We start from the raw sequence: 22,187 nt of genomic DNA on the forward strand, positions 1-22,187 counted from the left end.
CGCCCCCGTATTCCGGACGCAGACCCGCGCATCACGAAGGTGTGAGAACCATGGACGCAGCCCGCTCGCTCGCCGAGGCCGAGCCCCGACCGTACTGGCTGGACGACCCCGGCAGGCCGCAGGCGCACCCCGCGCTCACCGGCCACGACAGTTGCGACCTGCTGGTGGTCGGGGGCGGTTACAGCGGGCTGTGGACCGCGCTGCTGGCCAAGGAGCGCGATCCGCAGCGGGACGTGGTGCTGGTCGAGGGGGACAGGATCGGGTGGGCCGCCTCCGGGCGCAACGGCGGCTTCTGCGCCGCGAGCCTCACCCACGGCGCCGCCAACGGACTCGCCCGCTGGCCCGACGAATTCGACGCGCTCCAGCGGCTGGGCGACCGCAATCTCGACGCCATCGATGAGGCCGTCGCCCGCTACGGCCTGGACTGCGACTTCGAGCGGACCGGCGAGATCGACGTGGCCACCGAGCCGCACCAGTACGACGAACTGCGCGAGGCCGCCCAGGAAGGCGCCGAGCACGGCCTGGACGCGGAACTGCTGGACCGCGACCAGGTCCGCGCCGAAGTCGACTCGCCCACCTTCCTCGGCGGCCTGTACAACCGGCGCGGCGTCGCCATGCTGCACCCCGCCAAGCTCGCCTGGGGCCTGGCCCGCGCCGCCGCCGACGCGGGCGTACGGATCTACGAGCGCACCCCGGCCCGCGACCTGGCCGGCTATGGCACGGCGCTGGGGGTGCGCACCCCGTACGGCAGGGTGACCGCCCGCCAGGTGGCGCTCGGCACCAACGTCTTCCCGTCACTGGTCCGCCGGGCCCGCCCGTACACCGTGCCGGTCTACGACTACGCGCTGATGACGGAGCCGCTGACCGAACAGCGGCTCGCGGCCATCGGCTGGCAGGGCCGCCAGGGACTGAGCGACAGCGCCAACCACTTCCACTACTTCCGGCTCAGCGCGGACAACCGCATCCTGTGGGGCGGCTACGACGCGGTCTATCCGCGCGGCGGCCGGATGCGCGCGGAGTACGACCAGCGGCCCGAGACCTTCCTGAAGCTGGCGGAGCACTTCCGCACCTGCTTCCCGCAGTTGGAGGACGTCCGCTTCACCCACGCCTGGGGCGGCGCGATCGACACCTGCTCGCGCTTCTCCGCCTTCTTCGGCACCGCGTACGGCGGCCGGGTCGCCTACGCGGCCGGGTACACCGGGCTGGGCGTGGGCGCCACCCGCTTCGGCGCCGACGTGATGCTGGACCTGCTGGCGGGGGAGGAGACCGAGCGGACCCGCCTGGAGATGGTCCGCAAAAAGCCGCTGCCGTTCCCGCCGGAGCCGCTGGCCACCGTCGGGATCGGCATCACCCAGTGGTCGCTGGCCCGCGCCGACCGGTCGGGAGGGCGGCGCAATCTGTGGCTGAAGGCGATGGACCGCGCCGGGCTCGGCTTCGACAGCTAGGGCCTGATCCGCCGGACAGGCCCTGGGGCCGCCCGGCGCGGACCCGCGGTGATCCCCCGGCGCACAACCGGCATACGGCGTGAGCCACTTCACTACCAATGAGTAGCGAAACCCGCGTAATGATCGGCCCCCAACCCGCTCTCTTCCATGACAGCGACCGTCCACAGCGGTCGTCGGGCGGAAGAGACGGAGGAGCCGGTCATGGTCAGCACCGGTGCGAAAAGCGCGGTCGAGTGGCTGGTGTCGGTGGCGGTGGATCCGGTGAGCTGCCGGTGGGAGTGGGAGCGCAACCCCCTCGGGGTCACGCTGCTGCCCGCCGGGAAACTGTGGGACGTCCTGATCCTCACCGGGGATCTCGGCTACCCCACCCTGGACGTCCTGACCCGGCTCGTGGAGCGGCCGGGCCCGGTGCTCGCCGACTTCGGCGACTCCCGGATGGGGTTCTTCGTACCGCCGGGCACGGCGGCGCGCTGGCTGGCCACCGGCGTACGGACGGCGGGCCGCGGCACCTGGATCGTCGTGCCGTACCCGGGCCGGGCGACCGGCGGGGTGCGGTGGCTGGTGCCGCCGGACGGCAGCGGGCACCTCACCGACCCGGTGCTGCTCGAACTGGCCATGCACGAGGCCGCCGCCCAGATCGCGGGCGGCGGCTGAAGGACGCACCGCGGAGCGAGCCCACCGCGCGGTGCTTGTGACCACCTCCCCGGCCTGGGGAGACTGACATGAGACAACGACGGAAGGGTCAGCCCGTGACGACCAAGCACATCACCCACTGGATCGCAGGCAAGGGCTGGACCGGCGGCGCGGAACGGCACGCAGACGTGTACGACCCGGCGACCGGCGCGATCACCGGGCAGGTGGACCTCGCGTCCGCCGACGTCGTGGACGCGGCGGTCGACGCCGCCCTCGACGCGTTCCAGCAGTGGCGGCACACCTCGATCGCCAAGCGCACCGGCGTCCTCTTCGCCTTCCGCGAACTGCTCAACGCCCGCCGCGACGAACTGGCCTCGATCATCGTCGCCGAGCACGGCAAGGTGCACTCCGACGCCCTCGGCGAGGTCGCCCGCGGCATCGAGGTCGTGGAGTACGCGTGCGGCATCCCGCAACTGATCAAGGGCGGCTTCACCGAGCAGGCGTCCACCGGCATCGACGTCTACTCGATCCGCCAGCCGCTCGGCCCGGTCGCGATTATCTCGCCGTTCAACTTCCCCGCCATGGTGCCGATGTGGTTCTTCCCGCTGGCCATCGCCGCGGGCAACACCGTCGTCGTCAAGCCGTCGGAGAAGGACCCCTCCGCCGCCAACTTCATGGCCGGGCTCTGGCAGGAGGCGGGCCTGCCCGACGGCGTCTTCAACGTCGTGCACGGCGACAAGCCCGCCGTCGACCGCCTGCTGGAACACCCCGACATCAAGGCCGTCTCCTTCGTCGGCTCCACTCCCATCGCCCGCTACGTGTACGAGACCGGCACCCGGCACGGCAAGCGCGTGCAGGCCCTCGGCGGCGCCAAGAACCACATGCTGGTGCTGCCCGACGCGGACCTGGACCTGGCCGCCGACGCCGCCGTCAACGCGGGCTTCGGCGCCGCGGGCGAACGCTGCATGGCGGTCTCCGTGCTGGTCGCCGTCGACCCGGTCGGCGACGGCCTGGTCGAGCGGATCAAGCAGCGCGTCGCGGGTCTGACCGTGGGACCCGGCTGCGCCGCCAGCTCCGAGATGGGCCCGCTGGTCACCGGCGTGCACCGCGACAAGGTGACCGCGTATCTGGACTCCGGCGTCGCGGACGGCGCGGAACTGGCCGTCGACGGCCGCAAGCACCCGATCTCGGGCGCGGAGACCGCCGACGGCTTCTGGCTCGGCCCCACCCTCTTCGACCGCGTCACGCCCGGCATGTCCGTCTACGACGACGAGATCTTCGGCCCGGTGCTCTCCGTCGTCCGCGTCTCCTCGTACGAGGAGGGCCTGGCGCTGATCAACGCCAACCCGTACGGCAACGGGACCGCGCTGTTCACCAACGACGGCGGCGCCGCGCGGCGCTTCCAGCACGAGGTCGAGGTCGGCATGGTCGGCATCAACGTGCCGATCCCGGTGCCGGTCGCGTACTACTCCTTCGGCGGCTGGAAGTCCTCGCTCTTCGGCGACACCCACGCCTACGGCGAGGATGGGGTCCGCTTCTTCACCCGCGGCAAGGCCGTCACGCAGCGCTGGCTCGACCCTTCGCACGGGGGCATCAATCTGGGCTTCCCGACGAATAGCTGACCGTCGGTCCGTCGGCGTCCGGACCGTTGGCGTCCGGACCGTCGGCGTCCGGTCCGCCGACGCCCGGACGGTCGGCGCTCGAACCGTCGGCGTCCGGTTCGCCGGCTTCCGGCGCGTGGCTGAACAGCCCGGCCGCCGCCACCCACGCCACCAGCGTGACCGTCAGGAACCAGCTCGCCAGCACGTCCAGCGGCCAGTGGTAGTCGCACCACACCAGTGCGACGCCCACGGCCGCCTGGAGGGCGAGGGTGAAAACGGTCAGCGCGGTCCTGGCCGCGGGGCGGCGCACGTACGGCAGCAGGAGCAGCAGGGCCAGGCCGTACGCGACGGCGGAGGTCGCGGCGTGACCGGAGGGGAAGTAGCCGTAGCCGTCGAGCCGGGGCAGGAGGCGGCCGGGCGCGGGCCGGTGCACCGCGGACTTGACCGTGTCGACCACGACCGGCAGCAGCGCCATGGCCACGCAGGCGGCCAGCGGCGGCAGCCACCAGCGGACGACGGCCGCCCGCCGCCCGAGCACCGCGGCGGCCACGACCGCGACGAGCAGGACCGGCACGGCGACCTCGATGTTACCGAAGTCGCTCACGACCTGCGCGGTGCCGTGCACGCCCGGATGCGCGGCGGACGCCCGCCGGAACCAGCCGAGTACGGTCCAGTCGCGGCCGACCAGCCGCCCGCCGGTCTCGACCTGCCAGGTGAGCAGGGAGAACAGGGCGGCGCCGACGGCGCTCAGCAGCAGGAGAAAAGTCAGCCGCCCCGGAACAGGGGGGAGAGTTCCGGGGCGGCCAGGGCGACCGCCGTGCCGCTCGTCCCGGGGGGTGTGGGACGAACGGCCGACCGATCGGCGAGGAGTGCCGGGGCCTACGGTCCCGGCGGTGTCGTGCGCGAGGGCACTGCTGAGCCGGTGTTGGGGATACACCGGCGCGGTGTCGCCCGTGATGATCTCCTTCGGAGACCGCCCCGAGCGGGGTGTTCTGCTCAGACCGTACGTCACCGGGAGGGCCACAAGGCCAGGGATCACCCCTCCGCCATCAGGCCCGCACACGTTCTTCACGTCCCCCCATTCCTTACCGCCGGTCACACCCCGGCGAAGGCCCCCTCGATGATGTCGAGGCCCTCGTTGAGCAGATCCTCCCCGATAACCAGCGGCGGGAGGAAACGCAACACGTTGCCGTAGGTGCCACAAGTGAGGACAACCAGGCCCGCACTGTGACACGCGCGGGCGATCGCGCCGGTCAGCGCCGCGTCCGGGGTCGTGGTGCCCGGCTCGACCAGTTCCACCGCGATCATCGCGCCGCGCCCGCGGACCTCGCCGATCGCCGGGAACTTCTCCTGGAGCGCGGTCAGCCGCGCCTTCATCACCTCGCCGATCCGCCGCGCCTTCGCCGCGAGGTCCAGCTCCTTCATCGTCTCGATCGCGCCCAGGGCCGCCGCGCACGCCACCGGGTTGCCGCCGTAGGTGCCGCCGAGGCCGCCCGCGTGCGCCGCGTCCATGATCTCCGCGCGCCCGGTCACCGCCGCCAGCGGCAGACCGCCCGCGATGCCCTTCGCCGTCGTGATCAGGTCAGGCACCACGCCCTCGTCCTCGCACGCGAACCACTGACCGGTACGGCAGAAGCCGGTCTGGATCTCGTCCGCGACGAACACGATCCCGTTGTCCTTCGCGAACTGCGCGATCCGCGGCAGGAAGCCCTTGGCGGGCTCGATGAAGCCGCCCTCGCCCGCGATCGGCTCGATCACGATCGCCGCCACGTGCTCCGCGCCGATCTGCTTGGTGATCATGTCGATCGCCTGCGCCGCCGCCTCCTCCGCCGCGTGCTCCGGCCCGGTCAGCCACCGGAAGCCGTACGCCAGCGGCACCCGGTACACCTCGGGCGCGAACGGCCCGAAGCCCTCCTTGTACGGCATGTTCTTCGCGGTCAGCGCCATCGTCAGATTCGTCCGGCCGTGATAGCCGTGGTCGAACACCACGACCGCCGGGCGCTTGGTGTACGAACGCGCGATCTTCACCGCGTTCTCCACCGCCTCCGCGCCCGAGTTGAACAGCGCCGTCTTCTTCGCGTGGCTGCCGGGCGTCAGCTCGTTCAGCGCCTCGGCGACCTCCACGTACCCCTCGTACGGCGTCACCATGAAGCAGGTGTGCGTGAAGTCGGCGAGCTGCGCCGTGGCCCGCCGCACCACGGCCTCCGCGCTGTTGCCCACCGACGTGACCGCGATCCCGGAGCCGAAGTCGATCAGCCGGTTCCCGTCCACGTCCTCCACCACGCCGCCCCCGGCGCGCGTCACGTACACCGGCAGCGTCACCCCCACCCCGTTCGCGACCGCGGCGCTCTTGCGCGCCGACAGCTCCTGCGACTTCGGGCCGGGAATGCTGGTGACCAGCTTGCGTTCCTGCGGAAGTGCGGTCATGGCGGGTGCTCTCCTCAAGCCGGGCGGCGGTGTCTGTGCGGTGTCTCTTCGGATCTCTTCGGACTTTTCAGCTCTTCCCGCAGGCTAGGCCGCGTCCCGGCCCGCCCGCATACGCCGATAGGTAACACTGCCCACCGACGATTCGCCGTAACGGCCAGTGCGCGCGCCGCGGCGTGCCACCGCCCGCCACCGGCAAGATCCTTTTACGGCGGTAGCCGCTCGACTACATTGAGCGCATCGTCGGCGACGAGGGGCGAGGGGCACGCACCATGGATGCCATGGATCACGAGGGCGCGCACGGGTACGGCCACCGGCCCGAGGTGCCGCCCCGGCCCGCCGGGACACCGGCGCGCCCGGCCGCCGCGCCCCCCGTGCCCAAACAGGCACCGCCGATGTCCGAGACCGAGCGCTGGCTGCGCACCCCGCGGATCTCCGACGCGCCCGGCGTGTACGCCTACGGACACGTGCCCAACGAAGCCGACCGGGTCCCCGACGGCCGCGTCCTCGGCCGCGCCGCACTCGCCCTCCTCGCCGGAATCCTCATCTGGTCCCTGCGCAACAACGGCTTCCTGCCCTGGTGGCAGTTCCCGCTCAAGATCCTGACCCCGCACAGTTGGTCCTTCAGCGGCCACCAGTCCCGCCCCGAGGTCTTCACCCAGAACCTCTACAGCGTGCTGTCGGCCGCCGTGATCGTCTGGATCACTGGCAGGCTCGGCAACTGGGGCGAGGCGGCCCGCCGCTTCCTGAACACCCCCGCGCGCCGCGGCTGGTTCGCGCTCGCCGCGGGCGCCCTGGTGTGGCAACTGAGCTGGACGGGCTACGTGCCCCTCCTCGACACGGTGCTCGACCTCTTCCCGTACTCGTGGATAAGCGGTGGCGGCAACCCCAACCGGGCCGCCGCGGTCACCTACGCCATCTACGCCCTCGTCGCCGCGCTGATCGCCTGGCCCTGCGCCACATTCGGCGGCTGGTTCGGCATCCCCGGCTGGCAGCCCGACGACACCGCGGGAGCGCGCCCCGCCGCCCCCTCGTACACCCGCACCGGCACCGACCCCTCCGGGGAGACCCCCGCGGACTGGCCGGAACTGCGCGCGGCCGGGCGCTCCGACGCGGCCGACCGGCTGGCGCGGGACGTGGGCCTGGGCCGGATGAACGACGTGGACTGCGTCCGCGTCCGGCACGCGTGGGACGAGACCCGGCAGCGCCCCCGCGAGGTCCTGGCGTTCACCGACGAGGTCCGGCGCCTCGGCGGCGGCGCCTGCCTCCACCCGTCGGGCGAGCGCGACCTGCCCGCCCGCACCGCCCCGCACGACCTGCTCGGCGGCCAGGTCAGGATCGGCCGCGGCGTCGAGGACGACCGCAACGGCTTCCAGTACCGCGGCTCCGGCATGGCCCTCGACCCCGCACTGCTCGGTACGGGACTGCTCGTCGTCGGCCCGCCCGGCGCCGACAGGACCCGCCGCGTCATGCGCCCGGCGGCCGAGTCGCTCTGCCTCCAGGCGCTCACCGGCACCGCCGCCGTGGTCGTCGTGGCCGGCGCGGACACCGACCTCGGACCGCACGAGGCGTACGACGTCGTCATCGCGCCCGGCGACCCGGCCTCCCGCTACAGCCTCGACCTGTACGGCGGCACCACCGACCCCGACATGGCCGCCTGGCTGCTCGCCGAAGCCCTCGTCGACGGCCCCGAGGCCGAACAGCGCCGCGCCGTCGCCGCCCTCGGCCAGCTCCTCGGCCCCTACGCCGCCGCCCACGGCCGTTTCCCCCCGGTGCCGGTGCTCCGCGAACTGCTGGACGGCGCCCCCGAGGCGTACGAGGACCTGCGCCGCGCCGTGGACGCGGCGGCCGCGCCCGCGCTGCTGCGCGAACTCGACGCCAGGCAGCGGCAGTCCGCCCGCACCGGGGACATCGGCGGCGACCTCGCCAACCGGATCGCGCTGCTCGACCGGCCCGCCTTCGCCGGGTCCTTCGGCGCCCCCGACCGGGCCCGGCCGTTCTCGATGGAAGCGCTCGTGCACCCCATCCGGGTGCGGATCGAACTGCCCGAACGCGGCCACGCCGAAGCCTCCCGGATCCTCGTCCGGCTGCTGCTCGCCCAGTTCACCGCCGCCGTCCGCGCCCAGCGCACCTGGACCCGGTTCGTCTGCCTGATCGTCGACGACATCGGCCAGGCCGTCACCGCGGAGACCGTCCGCGCGCTGGCGGCCCTGCCGTCCACCACGGCGGGCATGGTCCTCGGCCTGCGCACCCTGGCCGACGTGCCCGAGCACCTGCGCGGCCCGCTCGTCGCCGCCGCGGGCTGCCGGATGTCCCTGGCCGGGGTCACGCCGTGGGACGGCAAGTTCTTCGCCGAGTCCTGGGGCACCACGCGGGTGGAGACCCGCGAGGTCACCCGCGCCGACCAGTCGGGCGGCATGGCGCAGCGCGTCAACCGCGTGGCGCGCCGGATGATCACCGGCCGGGTCGTCACCGCCGACGCCGTCACCGTCCGCGAGGTCGAGCGCGAACGCTGGTCGGCCTCCGACCTCGCCCACACCGTGCCCGCCGGGCAGGCCGTCGTCTCGCTCACGACCACCGCGGGGGAGAGCGCCCCGCCGGTCCTGGTGGACCTGCGGGGGTAGCGCCGAGGTCGTGCGGGCCCGGCGCCGGGGGCGGTGGCAGGGCGTGCGGGCCGGGCGCTGGTAACGCTGGCGGGGCGTGCGGGCCCGTACCGGTCGGGCGGCGGCGGGGCAGTGCGGGCCCGGTCGGGTCGGGCGGCGGAGGGGCGTGCGTGTCCGGTATTGGCGGCTGGCGTCAGGGCAGCGCTGGACGGTGCGGCACAATTGGGGGTGGCGACCGCTCCCGGTCGGCCAAAAATCGGCCTTCTCCCGTACCAGGCACCTATGCCCCTCACGCTCGCGTCCCTCGCCCACCACTCGGTCCTCAAGCTCACCGTCCTCGCCGGAGGCGACCGGCTGGGGGACACCGAAGTGCGCTGGGTCCACACCAGCGAGCTGGACGACCCGGGACCGTACCTGGAGGGCGGCGAACTGCTGCTCACCACCGGCCTGAAACTGCCCGTGGACGACGCGGAGCACATACGCGCGTACGTGACGCGGCTGGCGGCGGCCGGAGTCGTCGGCCTCGGCTTCGGCGTCGGGGTCGGCCACGACGCCGCGCCCCCCGCCCTGGTGGCCGCGGCGGAGACCGCCCGGCTGCCGCTGTTCGAGGTACCGCGCAAGACCCCGTTCATCGCCATCAGCAAAGCCGTCTCCGCGGCCGTCGCCGCCGACCAGTACAAGGCCGTCACGGCGGGCTTCGAGGCCCAGCGCGAACTGACCCGCGCCGCCCTCGCCCCCGACGGCACCGCCGCGCTCCTCAGCCGCCTCGCCCAGCACCTCGACGGCTGGGCCGCGCTCTACGACGCCTCAGGCGCCGTCCTGGCCGCGGCCCCCGACTGGGCGGGCCGCAGGGCCGCCCGGCTCGCGGGCGAGATCGACCGGCTGCGCGACACCCCCGCCCCGGCCAGCGCCGCCGTCGCGGGACCCGCGGGCAGCGAGGACCGCGTCGAACTCCAGTCCCTGGGCACCGGCCGCCGCCCCCGCGGCTTCCTCGCCGTCGGCACCGAGGAACGCCTCGACACCGCCGCGCGCTACGTCGTGCACGCCGCCGTCGCCCTGCTCACCCTCTCCCTCGAACAGTCCCGCACCCTCCAGGACGCCGAACAGCGCCTGGCCGCCGCCCTGTTGCGGATGCTGCTCGCCGGGGAGCCCGGCCACGCCCGCAGCGTCGCGGGCAAGCTCTACGGCACCCTCCTCGACCACCCGGTCCGCGTGCTCATCGCCGAACCGGCCGAGGCCCACGCCACCGCGGGCGCCGACGCCGTCACCCTCCTCGGCGAACGCGCCGAGGCTGTCGCCTCCCGCTCCGGCGACGCACTCCTCGCGGTCCGCGAGGGCCCCCGGCTGATCGTGCTGGCCGCCGAGGAGTCCATGGCCCTGTCCACCGCCGCCGACCTCGCCGAGGCCGAGGACGCGCTGGCCGCGGGACTGTCCGCGCCCGTACTCCCCGCCGAGGTCCCCGAGGCCCACCGCCAGGCCGAACGCGCCCTCGCCGTCGCCCTGCGCCGCGGCCGCAACCTCGTCGAGCACGGCGAGGTCGGCGCGGGCTCCGTCCTGCCCCTCCTCGCCGACGACGCCGTCCGCGCCTTCTCCGAAGGTCTGCTGCGGCCGCTGCGCGACCACGACGCCACCTCCCGCGGCGACCTCGTCGCCTCCCTGCACGCCTGGCTCTCCCACCACGGCCAATGGGACGCCGCCGCCGCCGACCTGGGCGTCCACCGCCACACGCTCCGCTACCGCATGCGGCGCGTCGAGGAAATCCTGGGCCGCTCGCTGGACGACCCGGACGTGCGGATGGAGCTGTGGCTGGCGCTGAAGACCGGGCCGTGAGGCGCTGACCCGCGGTCAGCCCCGCCGGTTGTCGGCCAGCAGCCGCGCGGCCATGCTCTGCGCCTGCCGCTCGGCGTCCCGCGCGTCCGAACGCCGCCTCGCCAGCAGGGACTTGGCCCGCAGCGCGGTCACCCGGTCCTGGTGCGGGCGGTCGGCGAAGAGGCTGTCCAGCAGCGACTCGGCGGCGGACAGGTGCCCCTCGGCCCGCGACCGGTCACCCGCCAGTTCACGGGCGCGGGCCAGCAGCAGTTCCAGGCGCGGCAGCAGCGGGCACCGGGAGCCGTAGACGTCCACGGTGGCGTCGCGCGCGCGCAGCAGTTGGACCGCCGCCGCCTGGACGTCCCCGGCCGCCAGCAGCACATGGCCCTCCGCCGTCCTGAACCGCGCGTAGAGATGCGGCCGTTCGACGTTCGCGCGCTCCACGAAGGGCCGCATCGCATCGATGTGCCGTTGGGCGCGGGTGATGGCCGGATACCACCGGTCGTCGCTGTACGGTTCCCGCTCGGCCCACTGCGAGCCGGACGCGTACTGCGCGAGGCTTGTCGCGAGCAATTCGGTGAGGGCCAGGTACAGATCGAAGTGCTCGCGTGTCGCGGCCGTGGCCAGAGACGCGAGGTCGGCCTCGGTGCCGCTGTCGGCGGCGCCGAGGCGCAACCGCAGGAGTGCCTCCTCGGCCAGCGGCACAGCGGCACCGATGGCGGACGATGACACTTCGTCCCTGGCGGCCGCGATCGAGGCGTCGAGGAACGAGTCCCGGCAGCTGTCGAGGAGTTCCGCCGTCATGTCGTCCCTGCGACCTCCCCAGGACGACGGCTCCGGCGACCGGCCGTACGACCGGGACGCCCGGCTGAGGTCGCCGGTCACGAACCCGTGCCTCAGGAGACCCTGGCCGACAAGGCGCCGACCACGCTGAGACACCGTCGGCTCCAGCCTCAGGTATTCCTCCTTCGCCGAATCCAACGAGCCACACCACAGCGCGAGTTCGGCTCTTGCCAGCGCAGCCTCCTCCTTCGCGGAAGGCGAACCGCGCCCGGCGCCGGGAGCCGCCTCGATCTCGGTGCAGCGCTCCAGCGCCTGCCGCACCAGGCCGCGCGCCATCCGTGCCCGCAGGGAGATGATCCGCCAACTCTGGCGCTCGTTGGGGATGAACAGCGACCTCGACAGGGGCCTGTCGTCGCCCAGCGCGATCAGGGCCAGCCGTTCGGCCTCCGCCGCAGAGCCGTGCAGCAGCTGATACCGGCTCCAGTTCACGAGCAGCGTGAGGATGGGGTCGGTGGTGGGGAGCACCTGGTCCTCGCGGGTATCCATGACCCGCCCGACCAACTCGCCGAACGGCGGCCCACTTTCGTACGCGGTCCAGGTCGCGGGATCGGGGGTCGGCTCCGGGTAGAAGCGGGACAGGGTCCCGACCAGCGCGCGCCGGAAGCGCGCGGCGTCCTGGCGGGTCACCCGGGCCCGCACGGCGGTACGGGCCGACTCGGTCAGTCGCAGCGCCGTCCCGTCGGCCTCGGCCAGATTGCCTTCCACCAACCGTGCGGTGTCGACGGGGAGTTCGGAGGACGGACCGCGTCCCTCCGGCCACGACGCCCACAGCGCGGACACCGTGGCTCCTGTGACGCCGTCGCCGGTGTCGAGGAAGTCCAGCAGCCACAGAGTGAGCAGCAGGTCGGGGCTGAGGGGAAGCACCGGGGAGAACGGACCGGCGTCGGCCGCCTCCCGCGCCGTGAACCCCGCCGTCACCGACGCCACGTCCCAGATCCGCGCGCGGCCGAAGGACGAGGCCGTGGCCAACAGGGGCCTGCCGTAAGTGCCGTTGAAGGCGGCGACGGCCACCACACGGCTGGTGTCCCCGGTGGCGACGGTGCCGACCGGCTGAGCGGACGCGGTGTCCCAGAGCGTGACCGTGCCCTCGGCGTCGGTCGCCGCGACCAGGTCGGGCCGGCCGTGGACGTGGACGGTGGTGAGCGCCTCCACCTGTCCGAGCCGTGCGGGCAGGTCGCTGTCGACCTCCTCGCCGCTGGCGGCGTCCCTGACGTGGACGGTGCGGTTCTCCGGCGGGTGGTCCCCGGTCACGTGGAGACAGAGCGGCCGTGCGCCGGGGCCGGTGAAGAAGGTGAGGGCGCGGACGCGGCCCACCAAGGGGGTGAGGGCCGAGCCGAATTCAATGCCGGTCCCGGGGTCCCAGCAGCGCAGGGCGACGTCAGGGCCCGCCGTGACCAGGACGAGCCGTCCGTCCGCGTCGGTGAAGGTCGTCAGGAGGTGCGCCCCGAACGACGGGCCGGCGACGAGGGTGCGCGTCCGTGTGCCCGCAAGGAGGTCCCAGAGGGAGACGGCGCCGCCGATCCCCGCGACGGCGGCCTGCGGACGGCCGTTGGCGTCGGGGAAGACGGTGAGCGTCTGCACGGCGTCGGGACCGCCCTCCAGCGGTACGCCCGGGCCCGCGCTCCCGGCCGCGTCCCACAGGTGCGCGCCCTGGCCGTAACCGGCCGCCACCAGCCACACGCTGCCGCCCCAGACGTAACCGGCAAGGCCCCGGTCGCCCTTGGCGGTGGCCCACTCGTACAGCGGCAGGACCGGTTCGTCGGGGCTGCCGAACAGGCGGCCGAACTCGGCCCGTACGTCGATCGCCTGGAGCGCGCCGGGGTTGGTCGGCATGCGCTGGGCCAGTTCGTAGAGCCTGCTCGGGGTGGAGCGGTCCAGCGCCAGCAGGTCGGGCTCGATGTTCGCGGTGAGGTGGTCCATGATCTCGGCGCGGGTCAGCTCGCCGAGGGTGACGACGGTGCCCAGGCTCGACGGGTCGCGAACGCCGTCGAGGGAGGCCACGGTGAACAGCACGGAGCCCCGGCCGTACGGGGGAAGGCATCCCTCCAGCGCCTCGCGCAGGCCCTCGCCGTAGGACCGGACCCGGTCGAAGATCAGCAGCCAGTCGCGGTGTGCGCCCAGGCGTGCCCACAGGTCCGTGGGGGGCGCGGAGCGGTGCTCCCGGTCCGGGGTGAGCGCGGACTCCAGCGCGGTCAGCCCTTCGCGCAGGCTCTGCCGGGTCCGTGCGTCGATCCGGTGGACGAAGCTGTGCCGGGGCCCGTACGTGCGGACGTACTCCTGCACCAGGCGGGTGCGGCCCGACCCGTTCGCGCCGACGACGACGGCCACCGAGGGCATGCTCCAGCCGCGGTCCGCCGTGCGGTCGGCGGGGGAGGGTCGCAACGTCCTTTTCAGGGTGTCCAGTTCGGGGGCGCGGCCGATCATCCGCTCGGGATCGGGCGGGGTGGTGACCGGCGGGACGGGGAGGAGGCGTTCGGGGTGCGGGACGGTGGAGGCGTGCGGCGTCGCTGCTGGCCCCTCCTGCGGCCCGGCGTCGAGCACGTCCAGGGCGCGTCCCTCGGCCGCTGCCGTCAACTGCCGTGCCAGCGCCCGGTGCTGACCGCCCGCGCCGCTGAGGACGGCGGCGGCGACCTCGGCGAAGGGGAGGCTGCGTTCGGGCAGGAGCCGGCCGGAGGCGCCGTTCTCGGGGGCCGCCGCCGGGGCCGAGGCGGCGTCGACGGCCAGGGAGGCCAGCGCCCGGAAGTCCAGGGTGCCGCCGAAGGTCGCGGCGACGCGGCCGGAGACGCGCGCGAGGACGTCGTCCAGGACGTGCAGGGATTCGGTACGGGTCAGCTCGGCGAGCAGCGCGTCGCGGACGCCGGGGGCGAAGTCGTAGACGACCTCGTCGGGGTCGGTGGGCGGTGCGGGCGCGGGCGCGTCATCGGGGGCGGGGCCGCGGCGCTCGATCAGGCCGGAGAGGAAGAGTTCGGCGAGGTCGGTCTGGCCGGAGCCGGGGACGGTGGCCTGCTGGACGAGCCGCATGACGGGCAGGCTCAGCGGGGCCGCCGCGAGGTGGCAGGCGAGGCGGAAGGCGTCGGGGGAGCAGCCGGAACGGAAGCGGGCGACGCGCTCCGCGGGGCCCGGCGGCTCCGAGGGGGCGGCGGCGCGCGCGGGCCGGGGCGCGCCGTGTACGGGCGCCGCCAGCATCGGGGACCAGCCGGGCACGCGGCCCGCGACCAGACCGGCCCAGGGTGCCAGCCAGGCGCCGTCCACCTCCATCACCGGCAGCCAGCGCACGCCGTGCGGGCGGGCGCCGCGCGGCAGGCCCGGCACGGCGGCGGCCGTCCGTACCTCGGCGACCGGCCGCGCCGCGTCGGGCACCCGCAATTCGACGGGCGCCGTACGCAGCGCGGTGCGGTGCCACAGCCTGCGCGGCAGGACCTGGAGCGCGGCCACCGGGCGTTCCCGGCCCGCGCGGGCCAGGAATTCGGGCAGCTCGTCGCCGTACCAGGCGGGGCCGACGCCGTCGGTCAGCACGAGCAGCAGCGCCCGGCCGGCGGGGTCCTCCAGGGCGCGGCTCCAGCGCGGACCCGCGGGACCCGCCGGGGCCGCCGGGCGGGCGGACTTGCGGCGGCGGAAGGGGGACAGGCGCGGCGCGGGGCCGTCGGTCGACAGCGACCAGCACCGTACGTCGCCGAAGGCGCCGTGCCGCTCCAGCACCGTGCACAGCTCGGTGGCAAGGCGGTGCCAGACCGCCATCGTGGCGCCGGTGTCGATCAACAGGTCGACGGAGAACCGGCGTTCGCTCGCCGGCCGCCAGACCGGCAGCAGATACTCCGCCTCGCCGGTCGCCTGGGCGGTGGCCTCCTCGTCGAGGACCGCGGGTCCCGGCGCGGGCACGGACTGGCGCAGCGGGCGCAGGGCCCGGGCGAGGTCCAGGGAACCGCTGAGCGCGGGCGGCTGGGTGACCCGCACGACATGCGCGGCGGGGCCGCCGGGCGCGGGCGCGGCCTTGGTGAGCGAGTGCAGGCCGACGCGCGGGGCGGGGGCGGCGGGCGCGGCCGGTGGGCGGCGCGGTCCGGGTCCGGGGTCCGGTGCGCGCTCCCGCTCCGCCGGTTCGGGGCCCGGCCGTACGGGGTCCGGTTCCGGTGCGACCGCCCGCGGCGGTTCCTCCGGGCCGCCGCCGTCCACCTCGTCGGCCCCGTCTTCCGCCGCCAGTCCGGCCAGCCGTGCCAGCCACACCACATCGGCCATTTCGACAGCCGTGGGGCCGTCCTCGTGGCCGCCGAGGAGCCCGGCCAGTACGGCCCTGAGCCCGTCGGGGTGCTCGGGTGGCCGCGGCGGTGGCGGTGGCGGTGGGGGCATGGCGGGCGCGGGTCAGGACTCGTTGAGGGGGCGGAGGAGGACGCTCTCGATGAACTCGCGGTCCTGCCGGCCCGACCACAGGCCGCGGTCGGCCATCAACAGAGCGTTCAGGAGCTGGTCGTTGGCAAGCTCCGCGCCCTCCTCGCGCTGGCGGCGCAGGAACTCGGCGATGACCGCGGCGCGTTCGGCCGCCGCGCCGGGGGCGCCGGGTCCCAGGTGCGCGGTGACCATCGCGGCGAGCCGGTCCGCGTCCGGCGGCTGGATCTCCAGCCGGACGCAGCGACGCAGGAACGCGGCCGGGAACTCCCGCTCGGCGTTGCTCGTCAAGACGGTGAAGGGGAACTGAGCACAGCGCACCGTCCCGCCAGTGACGGTGGCCGTCCGCGCACCGTCCGCGGTCATGACTTCCTGATCACCCGGCCCCAGCCGGGCGAGTTCCGGAATCCCGAATTCTCCTTCCTCGAAGACGTTCAGCAGGTCATTGGGCAGATCGAGATCACTCTTGTCGATCTCGTCGATGAGCAGCACCCGCGGGTGCCGCCAGGGCAGCAGCGCCGTACCGAGGGGACCGAGCCGCAGATAGCGGCCGACGGGCGGCGGCTCCTCCCTGCCGGTGCCGCCCCCGGTGCCGCCCCCGGTGCCGTCCCTCCCCGCGCCGCCCGTGCTCCCCGCCGGACCGCGTCCCATGCCCGCGTCGTGCAGACGGCCGATCGCGTCGTACGCGTACAGGCCGTCGCGCAAGGTGGCGCGGCTGGTGATCGGCCAGCGCAGCACGGGACCGAGGCGCAGTTCGTGGGCGACCGCGTAGGCGAGTGTCGACTTGCCGACTCCCGGCTTGCCCGTGATGAGCAGGGGGCGGCGCAGGTGCAGGGCCAGGTTGACGAGCTGCACCTCGCGCCGGTCGGCCTGATAGGCGACGGCCTGGCGGTCGCGGCCGAGCCGCCTGGCGGTCGCGCCGTCCGCGCCCGGTCCCGTGCCGTCGGCGGGCGGCGGGGGCAGTTCGCCGGGGTCGCCGTACTCGGTGCCGAAGGCCCGCCAGGCGGGGGCCTCCGGCAGGCCGTCGATGCCGTCGTGCGGGGTGCCGGTACCCCGGTACACCCACCAGTCGTCGCCGTTCGCCGTCACCGCACCGCTCCTTGTCCTCTGCGTCCTGTGCGTCCTGTGCGCGTCGTCCGCATGTCAGGCCATCCCCGCGTACGGCGTGTCCTGGTCGGCGTCCACGCTGTCCGGGTCGTCCCAGAGCAGCGTGATGTTGTTCCGCACGTCGTCGGCGCCCGCCGTCCTGCCGTACTTGCGGCAGCGGTGCACGGTCTCCGGCAGGTCGAGCAGCCGGGCCGGGGGGTGGGCGCGCAGCGCCGTCACCAGCTCGCGCGGGTCGCCGGGGTCGCGCCGCCACAGCATGACGGGCACGCCCTCGGTGTACAGCGCGTCCTTCACGGCCGCGAGCAGGTGGGCCGAGAGCCGGTCGTACGGCACGGTCAGGCCGAGGCAGGCCAACTCGGGCTGCCGTACGAGGGATTCGGTCAGCTCAGTCGCGGCGGACCGCCCGTGCAGCCGGGGCCAGGAGATCCTGCCGAGCGCGTCGTCCGCCGGGTCCGCCTCCCGAGCCCCGGTTCCGGCCGTGTCGCCGTTCCCGCCGCCGAGCGGGCTCGCCGCCGCTCGCTGCGGGTCCCGGCGCAGGTGCTGCCAGCGCTGCCGCCACGCGCCGATGACCCAGGAGTCGGTGTACCGCTCCAGGGACCGTACGACGACGGGGTGGTGCTGGCCGAGCGGGGTACGGGTCGGCCCGGCCGACCACAGCTCGGCGCTGTAGCCCAACAGGGCCTCGGGCAGCAGGAATTCGACCCGTACACCGCCGCCCGCGCCGCGCACCTCGCGGGCCAGTTCCGTCCACGCCGACATCCGCGCGCTGCCCGCGCCGGTCAGCTCGCTGCGGCGGAAGGGCTCGCTGGGCGGCAGCGCCGCCACCCGGCGCAGCGGGCCGCCGTGCACGGCCTGCCGGTAGTAGGCGCCGCGCAGTTCGTAGCTGCCGTCCTCGACATGCTCGGGGCCCGCGGCCTCGACGCGGATCTGCACGATCAGCCGGTCGGCGGCCTCCGGGCTCTCCGCTCCGCCGCCGGCCGTCCCGGTGTCCCCGGCCCGGCCGCCGCCCAGCGCGCCGAGCAGCTCGCGCAGCGCCGCCCAACGGGCGTACGCGGCGAGGTCGGTGTCGGCCGTGACGGAGCCGAGGAAGCGCAGCAGCGGTACCGCCCGGCCCGCGTCGCCGCCGGGGCCGCCGCCCCGCAGGTCGGACAGGCGCACCAGGATCTCCGGCAGGGTCTCGCGGCCGGTGAGCAGCGCGGTGCCGGGCGCGCCGTGCGGGACATGGCGCGCGAGCTGGGCGGGGGAGGGGAGATGCGGGAGGTCCGCGCGCAGCGCGGTGAGGACGGTGAGCGAGGCGTCGGGCGGCAGGGGCGCCGCGCCGGTCAGGCCCAGGACGGCCAACTCCAGCCACGGCAGGGCCTTGTCGTACGGCGCCTGACCGCGCAGCGCCGCCCGCAGCGCGTCCAGTGCCGCGTCGGGGTCGGGGCGGGTCTCGATCGCGCCGACGAGATTGCGCAGGTGGGCGCGGGCGACGAACTCCTCGCGGACGTCGAGCCGGAAGCGGGCCCGGCGCGCGCCCCGCACGCCGCCCGGATCGTACGGCCGCGGCTCGTGGCGCTCCGCCGCCTCGTCCATCCGCTGGAGCAGGTCGAGCCGGTCGCCGTGCCGGGACAACTGCGGGAAGTCCTCCAGCAGTTCACCCAGCAGCTCGGCCGCGCCGACCGGCCACGGACCCCCGTCGGCCGCCGGACCGGGACCGTCCCCGGCCCTGCCGACCTTGGCCAGCAGGCGCTTCGCCGTCCACTTCCCCTCCACGGAACCCATCGCGCTACGCGTCCCCCCAGCCGCCGATCGCCCGCCCGACCAGGTCGCGCAGCCGCTCCAGGGCCCGGTCGTCCGGCACGATCTCCTCCATCGCCGTGAACAGGGCGCGCCACGCGGCCCCCTCGTCCCGGAACCGGCGGCAGCTCAGCACCAGCCGGAAGAGGGTGGTCCCGGCGGCCCGGCCGCTCCTCCACCTCGAAGGAGTACGGCAGGCCGAGGTGGTCGCCCATCCGGTCGAGCAGGTCGTAGCGGTTGTCCGCGCGTCCCAGAGAGGGGAACGCCAGCAGGGCGTCGACCAGTTCCATGTCGGTGGGCGGCGGGCCGGGCGCGGCGGCCGTCGCGGCGGAGCCGGCCGGGGCGTCGGCGATACCGAGGAGGCCGCGCAGGGCCGAGACCGGGGTGCACCAGCCGCCCCGGTCGTCCCGGTACGAGCGGCTGCCCTTCACCACACCGACCACGAGACCGGCCCGGTCGAGCAGCATGCTGCCGCTGAAGCCCTCGCGGACGCCGTCGCCCAGCACCCGGAAGAAGTCGCCTGACCTGGCTCCTGTGCGCAGCGCGAGCGAGTCCGGCTGGACGCCGGGGGAGGGGGTGAACTCCGAGTAGCCGAGCGCCGTCACCTCGGTGCCCGGCTCGGGGTCGCTGGCCGCGAGCGACGCGACGGGGTGCCCGGACCACCCGGCCACGGTCAGCAGCGCCAGGTCCGGATACGGGTGGAAGCGCCCGCCGTCGCTGTGCGGAGGCACCGCCCGTACGCCGTCCGCCGCCACGGGACCACCGCCGGACGGGTGACGTACGACGATTCCGGCCGCTCCGGCCACCACGTGCGCGGCGGTGACGACGAGCCCGTCCCGTACGAGGAAGCCGCTGCCCCGGAAGGTCCCGCCGATCTCCAGCCACACCGCGCGTAAGTGCGCCTCGCCGCCCAGCGGCCCGGCGCCCCACCAGGCGACGGCCCCAGCGCTCACGGCTGTCCGCCGGACCCGGAGCCCGTGTCCCCGGCCGGGCCGGTCCCGTCCGCGGCGGCTCCGACCACCGCCGTGACGGCCGCTTCAGCCGCTTCAGCCGCCACGGCCGCCTCGGCCGCTTCCGCGCGGGCTCTGCGCGCCGCCAGGTCCCAGGAGAGCCGTACGGTCAGGCTGGCCTCGCTGCCCGCCTCCGCGATGATCCCGAAGAGCTGGCCGGACTTCACGGCCAGATTGAGGCCGAATTCGACCTCGAAGGCGTCGGGGGAACCGGCGGCGCCGCCCTCCGTCACCGTTTCGGCCGCCCAGCGGCCGACACTGCGGACGGTGTCGCGCACCTGGCCGAGGCTCAGGGCGACGGCCGAGCCCAGCGCGGCGGCGCGGCGGCCGACGTCGACACCGACGTCGCCGTACGCGTCGGCGCCGCCCGCGCCGGAGGCGGCCTCACCGGGCTGCCGGAAGGTGAGGTCGCCGATGACCTCGGCCTCCACCGTCGAGCCGTCGCCCAGGTCGATCGTCACGGTCTCCGTCATGGCGTTCCCTCCCCGTCCCGCCAGCAGGATAGAGGCGCCCGAGGGCACGCCGTGCGGCTTTCCCCACCTGCCCCCCCGGCCGAAGCCGCTGCCGCCGACCGGCCGTACCCCGGCCGTTACCCCGGCCCTCTTGGGGCCGTACCCGACGCCGTCCGCCCGCGCGGCCTCCGGCCGGAGCCTCACCAGCCGCCGCCGGAAGGCTTCCGGTCGCCCCGCCGGGCCGCTGCCGAACGCGGCCGGTCCCCATAAGCCCGGCCCCTGCCGTCCCCGGCACCGGCGGTCCACCGACCGCCGCCGGGCCCCAGGCGGTCCACGTAAGTCCGGCCCCGCCTTCCCCCGGCCCCGACGCCCCACCGGACCCCGCCCGGTACACCCCGTCCGGCCGCCGCCGGGCCCCGGAAGACCGGCCCCCTCGCAGCGCCGGGCCATTCCGGCCATTACGGCGCGCGTCAGTGGGCACGTACTACGTCGTGGACAACGTGCGGTGTCCGCGGGCGCGCCTACCGTGAGAGACGGGACGGCAGCACAATCGAACTTCTGAAGGGCGGGACCCACCGTGACAACGACAGGCGCAGCCGCGTACGCGTTCTGGCTGGCGGGCCGTGAGGCCACCGGTACGGACACCTTCGATGTGACCAGCCCGTGGGACGGCGCGGCGGTCGGCCGGGTGAGCGTGCCGACGGACGCCCAGGTCGAGGAGGCGGTGGCGGCGGCAGCGGCCGCGCAGGACGCGTTCTCGGCGACGCCCGCCCATGTGCGCGCGGCGGCGCTCGACCACGTGTCGAAGCGGCTCGCGGAGCGGTCGGAGGAGGTCGCCCGGCTGATCACGGCGGAGAACGGCAAGCCGATGAAGTGGTCGCGCGGCGAGGTCGGCCGCGCCGTGTCCGTCTTCCGCTGGGCCGCGGAGGAGGCCCGCCGCTTCAACAGCGGCGAGGCGCAGCGGCTGGACACCGACGCCGGCGGCGTCGGGCGGCTCGCGCTGACCCGCCGCTTCAGCCGCGGCCCGGTGCTGGGCATCGCGCCGTTCAACTTCCCGCTCAACCTGGTGGCCCACAAGATCGCCCCGGCCATCGCGGTCGGCACGCCGATCATCCTCAAGCCCGCCCCCGCGACCCCGCTGTCCGCGCTGCTGCTCGGCGAACTCCTCGCCGAGACCACCGGCCTGCCCGAGGGCGCCTGGAGCGTGCTGCCGGTGGCGAACGACCGGATGTCCTCGCTGGTCCAGGACCCGCGGCTGCCGGTGATCTCCTTCACCGGCTCCGACACCGTCGGCTACCAGATCATGGACTCCGTGCCGCGCAAGCACGTCACCCTCGAACTCGGCGGCAACGCCGCCGCCGTCGTCCTCGCCGACTGGTCGTCCGAGGCCGACCTGGACTGGGCGGCAAGCCGGATCGCCACCTTCGCCAACTACCAGGCGGGCCAGTCCTGCATCTCGGTGCAGCGTGTCATCGCCGATACCGCCGTCTACGACGCGCTCGCCGAGAAGATCGTCGCCAAGGTGCGCGCGCAGGCGGTCGGCGACCCCGCCGACGACGCGACCGACGTCGGTCCGCTGGTCAGCGAGGCCGCCGCCGAGCGCGTCGCCTCCTGGGTCGACGACGCCGTCGGCAAGGGCGCCAAGCTGCTGACCGGCGGGGTGCGGGACGGCGCGAGCTACGCCCCGACCGTCCTGGCCGACCTGCCCGCCGACGCCGTCCTCGCCTCGGCCGAGGCATTCGGCCCCGTCCTGTCGCTGCACCGGGTGAACGGCACCGACGAGGCTTTCGCCGCCGTCAACGACTCCCGCTTCGGCCTCCAGAGCGGCGTGTTCACCCACGACCTCCAGGCCGCCTTCCGCGCCCACCGCGAACTGGAGGTCGGCGGCGTCATCATCGGCGACGCGCCCTCCTACCGCGCCGACCAGATGCCGTACGGCGGTGTGAAGGACTCCGGCACCGGGCGCGAAGGCGTCAAGTACGCGATGGACGACTACACGTACGAGCGCGTGCTGGTCCTCACCGGCCTGGACCTTTAAACACAGGACCTCCAGACACGGGACCTCCAGGCACCGGCCTCCGGGGCCCGAGGGATTCGGCCG

Annotated in this window: 13 protein-coding genes and 1 pseudogene; 6 read left to right on the top strand and 8 right to left on the bottom strand. The window is 74.7% G+C overall.

Translation table 11 applies throughout. The annotated features are described in order from the left end of the window. Positions 1-50 precede the first annotated feature (50 nt). The 3 genes from ACIO6U_RS27085 to ACIO6U_RS27095 all read left to right on the top strand — a co-directional run bounded on the left by ACIO6U_RS27085 (position 51) and on the right by ACIO6U_RS27095 (position 3,700). Positions 51-1,445: an NAD(P)/FAD-dependent oxidoreductase gene (locus ACIO6U_RS27085; RefSeq protein WP_401723019.1), complete on the top strand. Its 1,395-nt coding sequence runs from the start codon at positions 51-53 to the stop codon at positions 1,443-1,445. 201 nt (positions 1,446-1,646) lie between these two features. Next, on the top strand, positions 1,647-2,099 hold the full coding sequence (locus tag ACIO6U_RS27090; RefSeq protein WP_355346550.1) for a hypothetical protein: 453 nt from the start codon (positions 1,647-1,649) through the stop codon (positions 2,097-2,099). 68 nt (positions 2,100-2,167) lie between these two features. Continuing rightward, on the top strand, positions 2,168-3,700 hold the full coding sequence (locus ACIO6U_RS27095) for a CoA-acylating methylmalonate-semialdehyde dehydrogenase (protein WP_391050328.1): 1,533 nt from the start codon (positions 2,168-2,170) through the stop codon (positions 3,698-3,700). On the opposite strand, the gene ACIO6U_RS27100 is transcribed toward ACIO6U_RS27095, so the two are convergent. Then, positions 3,672-4,616 carry a phosphatase PAP2 family protein gene (locus ACIO6U_RS27100; protein WP_401723022.1) on the bottom strand — a complete coding sequence of 315 codons (945 nt, stop codon included), beginning with the start codon at positions 4,614-4,616 and terminating at the stop codon, positions 3,672-3,674. The genes ACIO6U_RS27095 and ACIO6U_RS27100 overlap by 29 nt on opposite strands. Before the next feature lie 158 nt (positions 4,617-4,774). Then, positions 4,775-6,106 (bottom strand): 4-aminobutyrate--2-oxoglutarate transaminase, encoded by a 1,332-nt coding sequence (gene gabT, locus ACIO6U_RS27105; protein ID WP_355346559.1) that lies wholly within the window; start codon positions 6,104-6,106, stop codon positions 4,775-4,777. 269 nt (positions 6,107-6,375) lie between these two features. On the opposite strand from gabT, the gene ACIO6U_RS27110 reads away from it, so the two are divergent. Together ACIO6U_RS27110 and ACIO6U_RS27115 are read left to right on the top strand one after the other, a co-directional pair. Next, positions 6,376-8,727: an ATP/GTP-binding protein gene (locus ACIO6U_RS27110; RefSeq protein WP_401723027.1), complete on the top strand. Its 2,352-nt coding sequence runs from the start codon at positions 6,376-6,378 to the stop codon at positions 8,725-8,727. A gap of 261 nt (positions 8,728-8,988) precedes the next feature. Beyond that, positions 8,989-10,536, top strand: coding sequence for a PucR family transcriptional regulator ligand-binding domain-containing protein (locus tag ACIO6U_RS27115; protein ID WP_401723029.1), 1,548 nt, complete (start codon positions 8,989-8,991; stop codon positions 10,534-10,536). 15 nt (positions 10,537-10,551) lie between these two features. Here ACIO6U_RS27115 and ACIO6U_RS27120 read toward each other — a convergent pair whose 3' ends face one another. The 6 genes and pseudogenes from ACIO6U_RS27120 to ACIO6U_RS27145 form a co-directional block, all read right to left on the bottom strand. Continuing rightward, positions 10,552-15,702, bottom strand: a complete 5,151-nt coding sequence (locus ACIO6U_RS27120; protein WP_401723032.1) for an SAV_2336 N-terminal domain-related protein — start codon at positions 15,700-15,702, stop codon at positions 10,552-10,554. A gap of 12 nt (positions 15,703-15,714) precedes the next feature. Next, on the bottom strand, positions 15,715-16,827 hold the full coding sequence (locus ACIO6U_RS27125) for an AAA family ATPase (protein WP_401723034.1): 1,113 nt from the start codon (positions 16,825-16,827) through the stop codon (positions 15,715-15,717). A 54-nt stretch (positions 16,828-16,881) separates the two neighbouring features. Beyond that, on the bottom strand, positions 16,882-18,609 hold the full coding sequence (locus ACIO6U_RS27130; RefSeq protein ID WP_401723037.1) for a hypothetical protein: 1,728 nt from the start codon (positions 18,607-18,609) through the stop codon (positions 16,882-16,884). A 4-nt stretch (positions 18,610-18,613) separates the two neighbouring features. Next, on the bottom strand, positions 18,614-18,760 hold the full coding sequence (locus ACIO6U_RS27135) for a hypothetical protein (RefSeq protein ID WP_401723121.1): 147 nt from the start codon (positions 18,758-18,760) through the stop codon (positions 18,614-18,616). 307 nt (positions 18,761-19,067) lie between these two features. Further along, positions 19,068-19,577 (bottom strand): annotated as a pseudogene (locus tag ACIO6U_RS27140) (trypsin-like peptidase domain-containing protein); the annotation flags it as partial. Further along, positions 19,574-20,107, bottom strand: a complete 534-nt coding sequence (locus tag ACIO6U_RS27145; RefSeq protein ID WP_401723040.1) for a CU044_2847 family protein — start codon at positions 20,105-20,107, stop codon at positions 19,574-19,576. The pseudogene ACIO6U_RS27140 and the gene ACIO6U_RS27145, both read right to left, overlap by 4 nt. Before the next feature lie 556 nt (positions 20,108-20,663). On the opposite strand from ACIO6U_RS27145, the gene ACIO6U_RS27150 reads away from it, so the two are divergent. Beyond that, positions 20,664-22,124, top strand: coding sequence for an aldehyde dehydrogenase family protein (locus ACIO6U_RS27150; RefSeq protein ID WP_355346583.1), 1,461 nt, complete (start codon positions 20,664-20,666; stop codon positions 22,122-22,124). The last annotated feature ends 63 nt before the right edge of the window (positions 22,125-22,187 follow it).

Source organism: Streptomyces sp. NPDC087422 (assembly GCF_044744145.1).
Classification (GTDB): domain Bacteria; phylum Actinomycetota; class Actinomycetes; order Streptomycetales; family Streptomycetaceae; genus Actinacidiphila.

Excerpts from the sequence above, each read along its gene's own strand:
- ACIO6U_RS27110 (WP_401723027.1), top strand. The coding sequence starts at position 6,376 with ATGGATGCCATGGATCACGAGGGCGCGCACGGGTACGGCCACCGGCCC.
- ACIO6U_RS27090 (WP_355346550.1), top strand. The coding sequence starts at position 1,647 with ATGGTCAGCACCGGTGCGAAAAGCGCGGTCGAGTGGCTGGTGTCGGTG.
- ACIO6U_RS27130 (WP_401723037.1), bottom strand. The coding sequence starts at position 18,609 with ATGGGTTCCGTGGAGGGGAAGTGGACGGCGAAGCGCCTGCTGGCCAAG.
- gabT (WP_355346559.1), bottom strand. The coding sequence starts at position 6,106 with ATGACCGCACTTCCGCAGGAACGCAAGCTGGTCACCAGCATTCCCGGC.
- ACIO6U_RS27085 (WP_401723019.1), top strand. The coding sequence starts at position 51 with ATGGACGCAGCCCGCTCGCTCGCCGAGGCCGAGCCCCGACCGTACTGG.
- ACIO6U_RS27115 (WP_401723029.1), top strand. The coding sequence starts at position 8,989 with ATGCCCCTCACGCTCGCGTCCCTCGCCCACCACTCGGTCCTCAAGCTC.
- ACIO6U_RS27120 (WP_401723032.1), bottom strand. The coding sequence starts at position 15,702 with ATGCCCCCACCGCCACCGCCACCGCCGCGGCCACCCGAGCACCCCGAC.
- ACIO6U_RS27095 (WP_391050328.1), top strand. The coding sequence starts at position 2,168 with ATGAGACAACGACGGAAGGGTCAGCCCGTGACGACCAAGCACATCACC.
- ACIO6U_RS27145 (WP_401723040.1), bottom strand. The coding sequence starts at position 20,107 with ATGACGGAGACCGTGACGATCGACCTGGGCGACGGCTCGACGGTGGAG.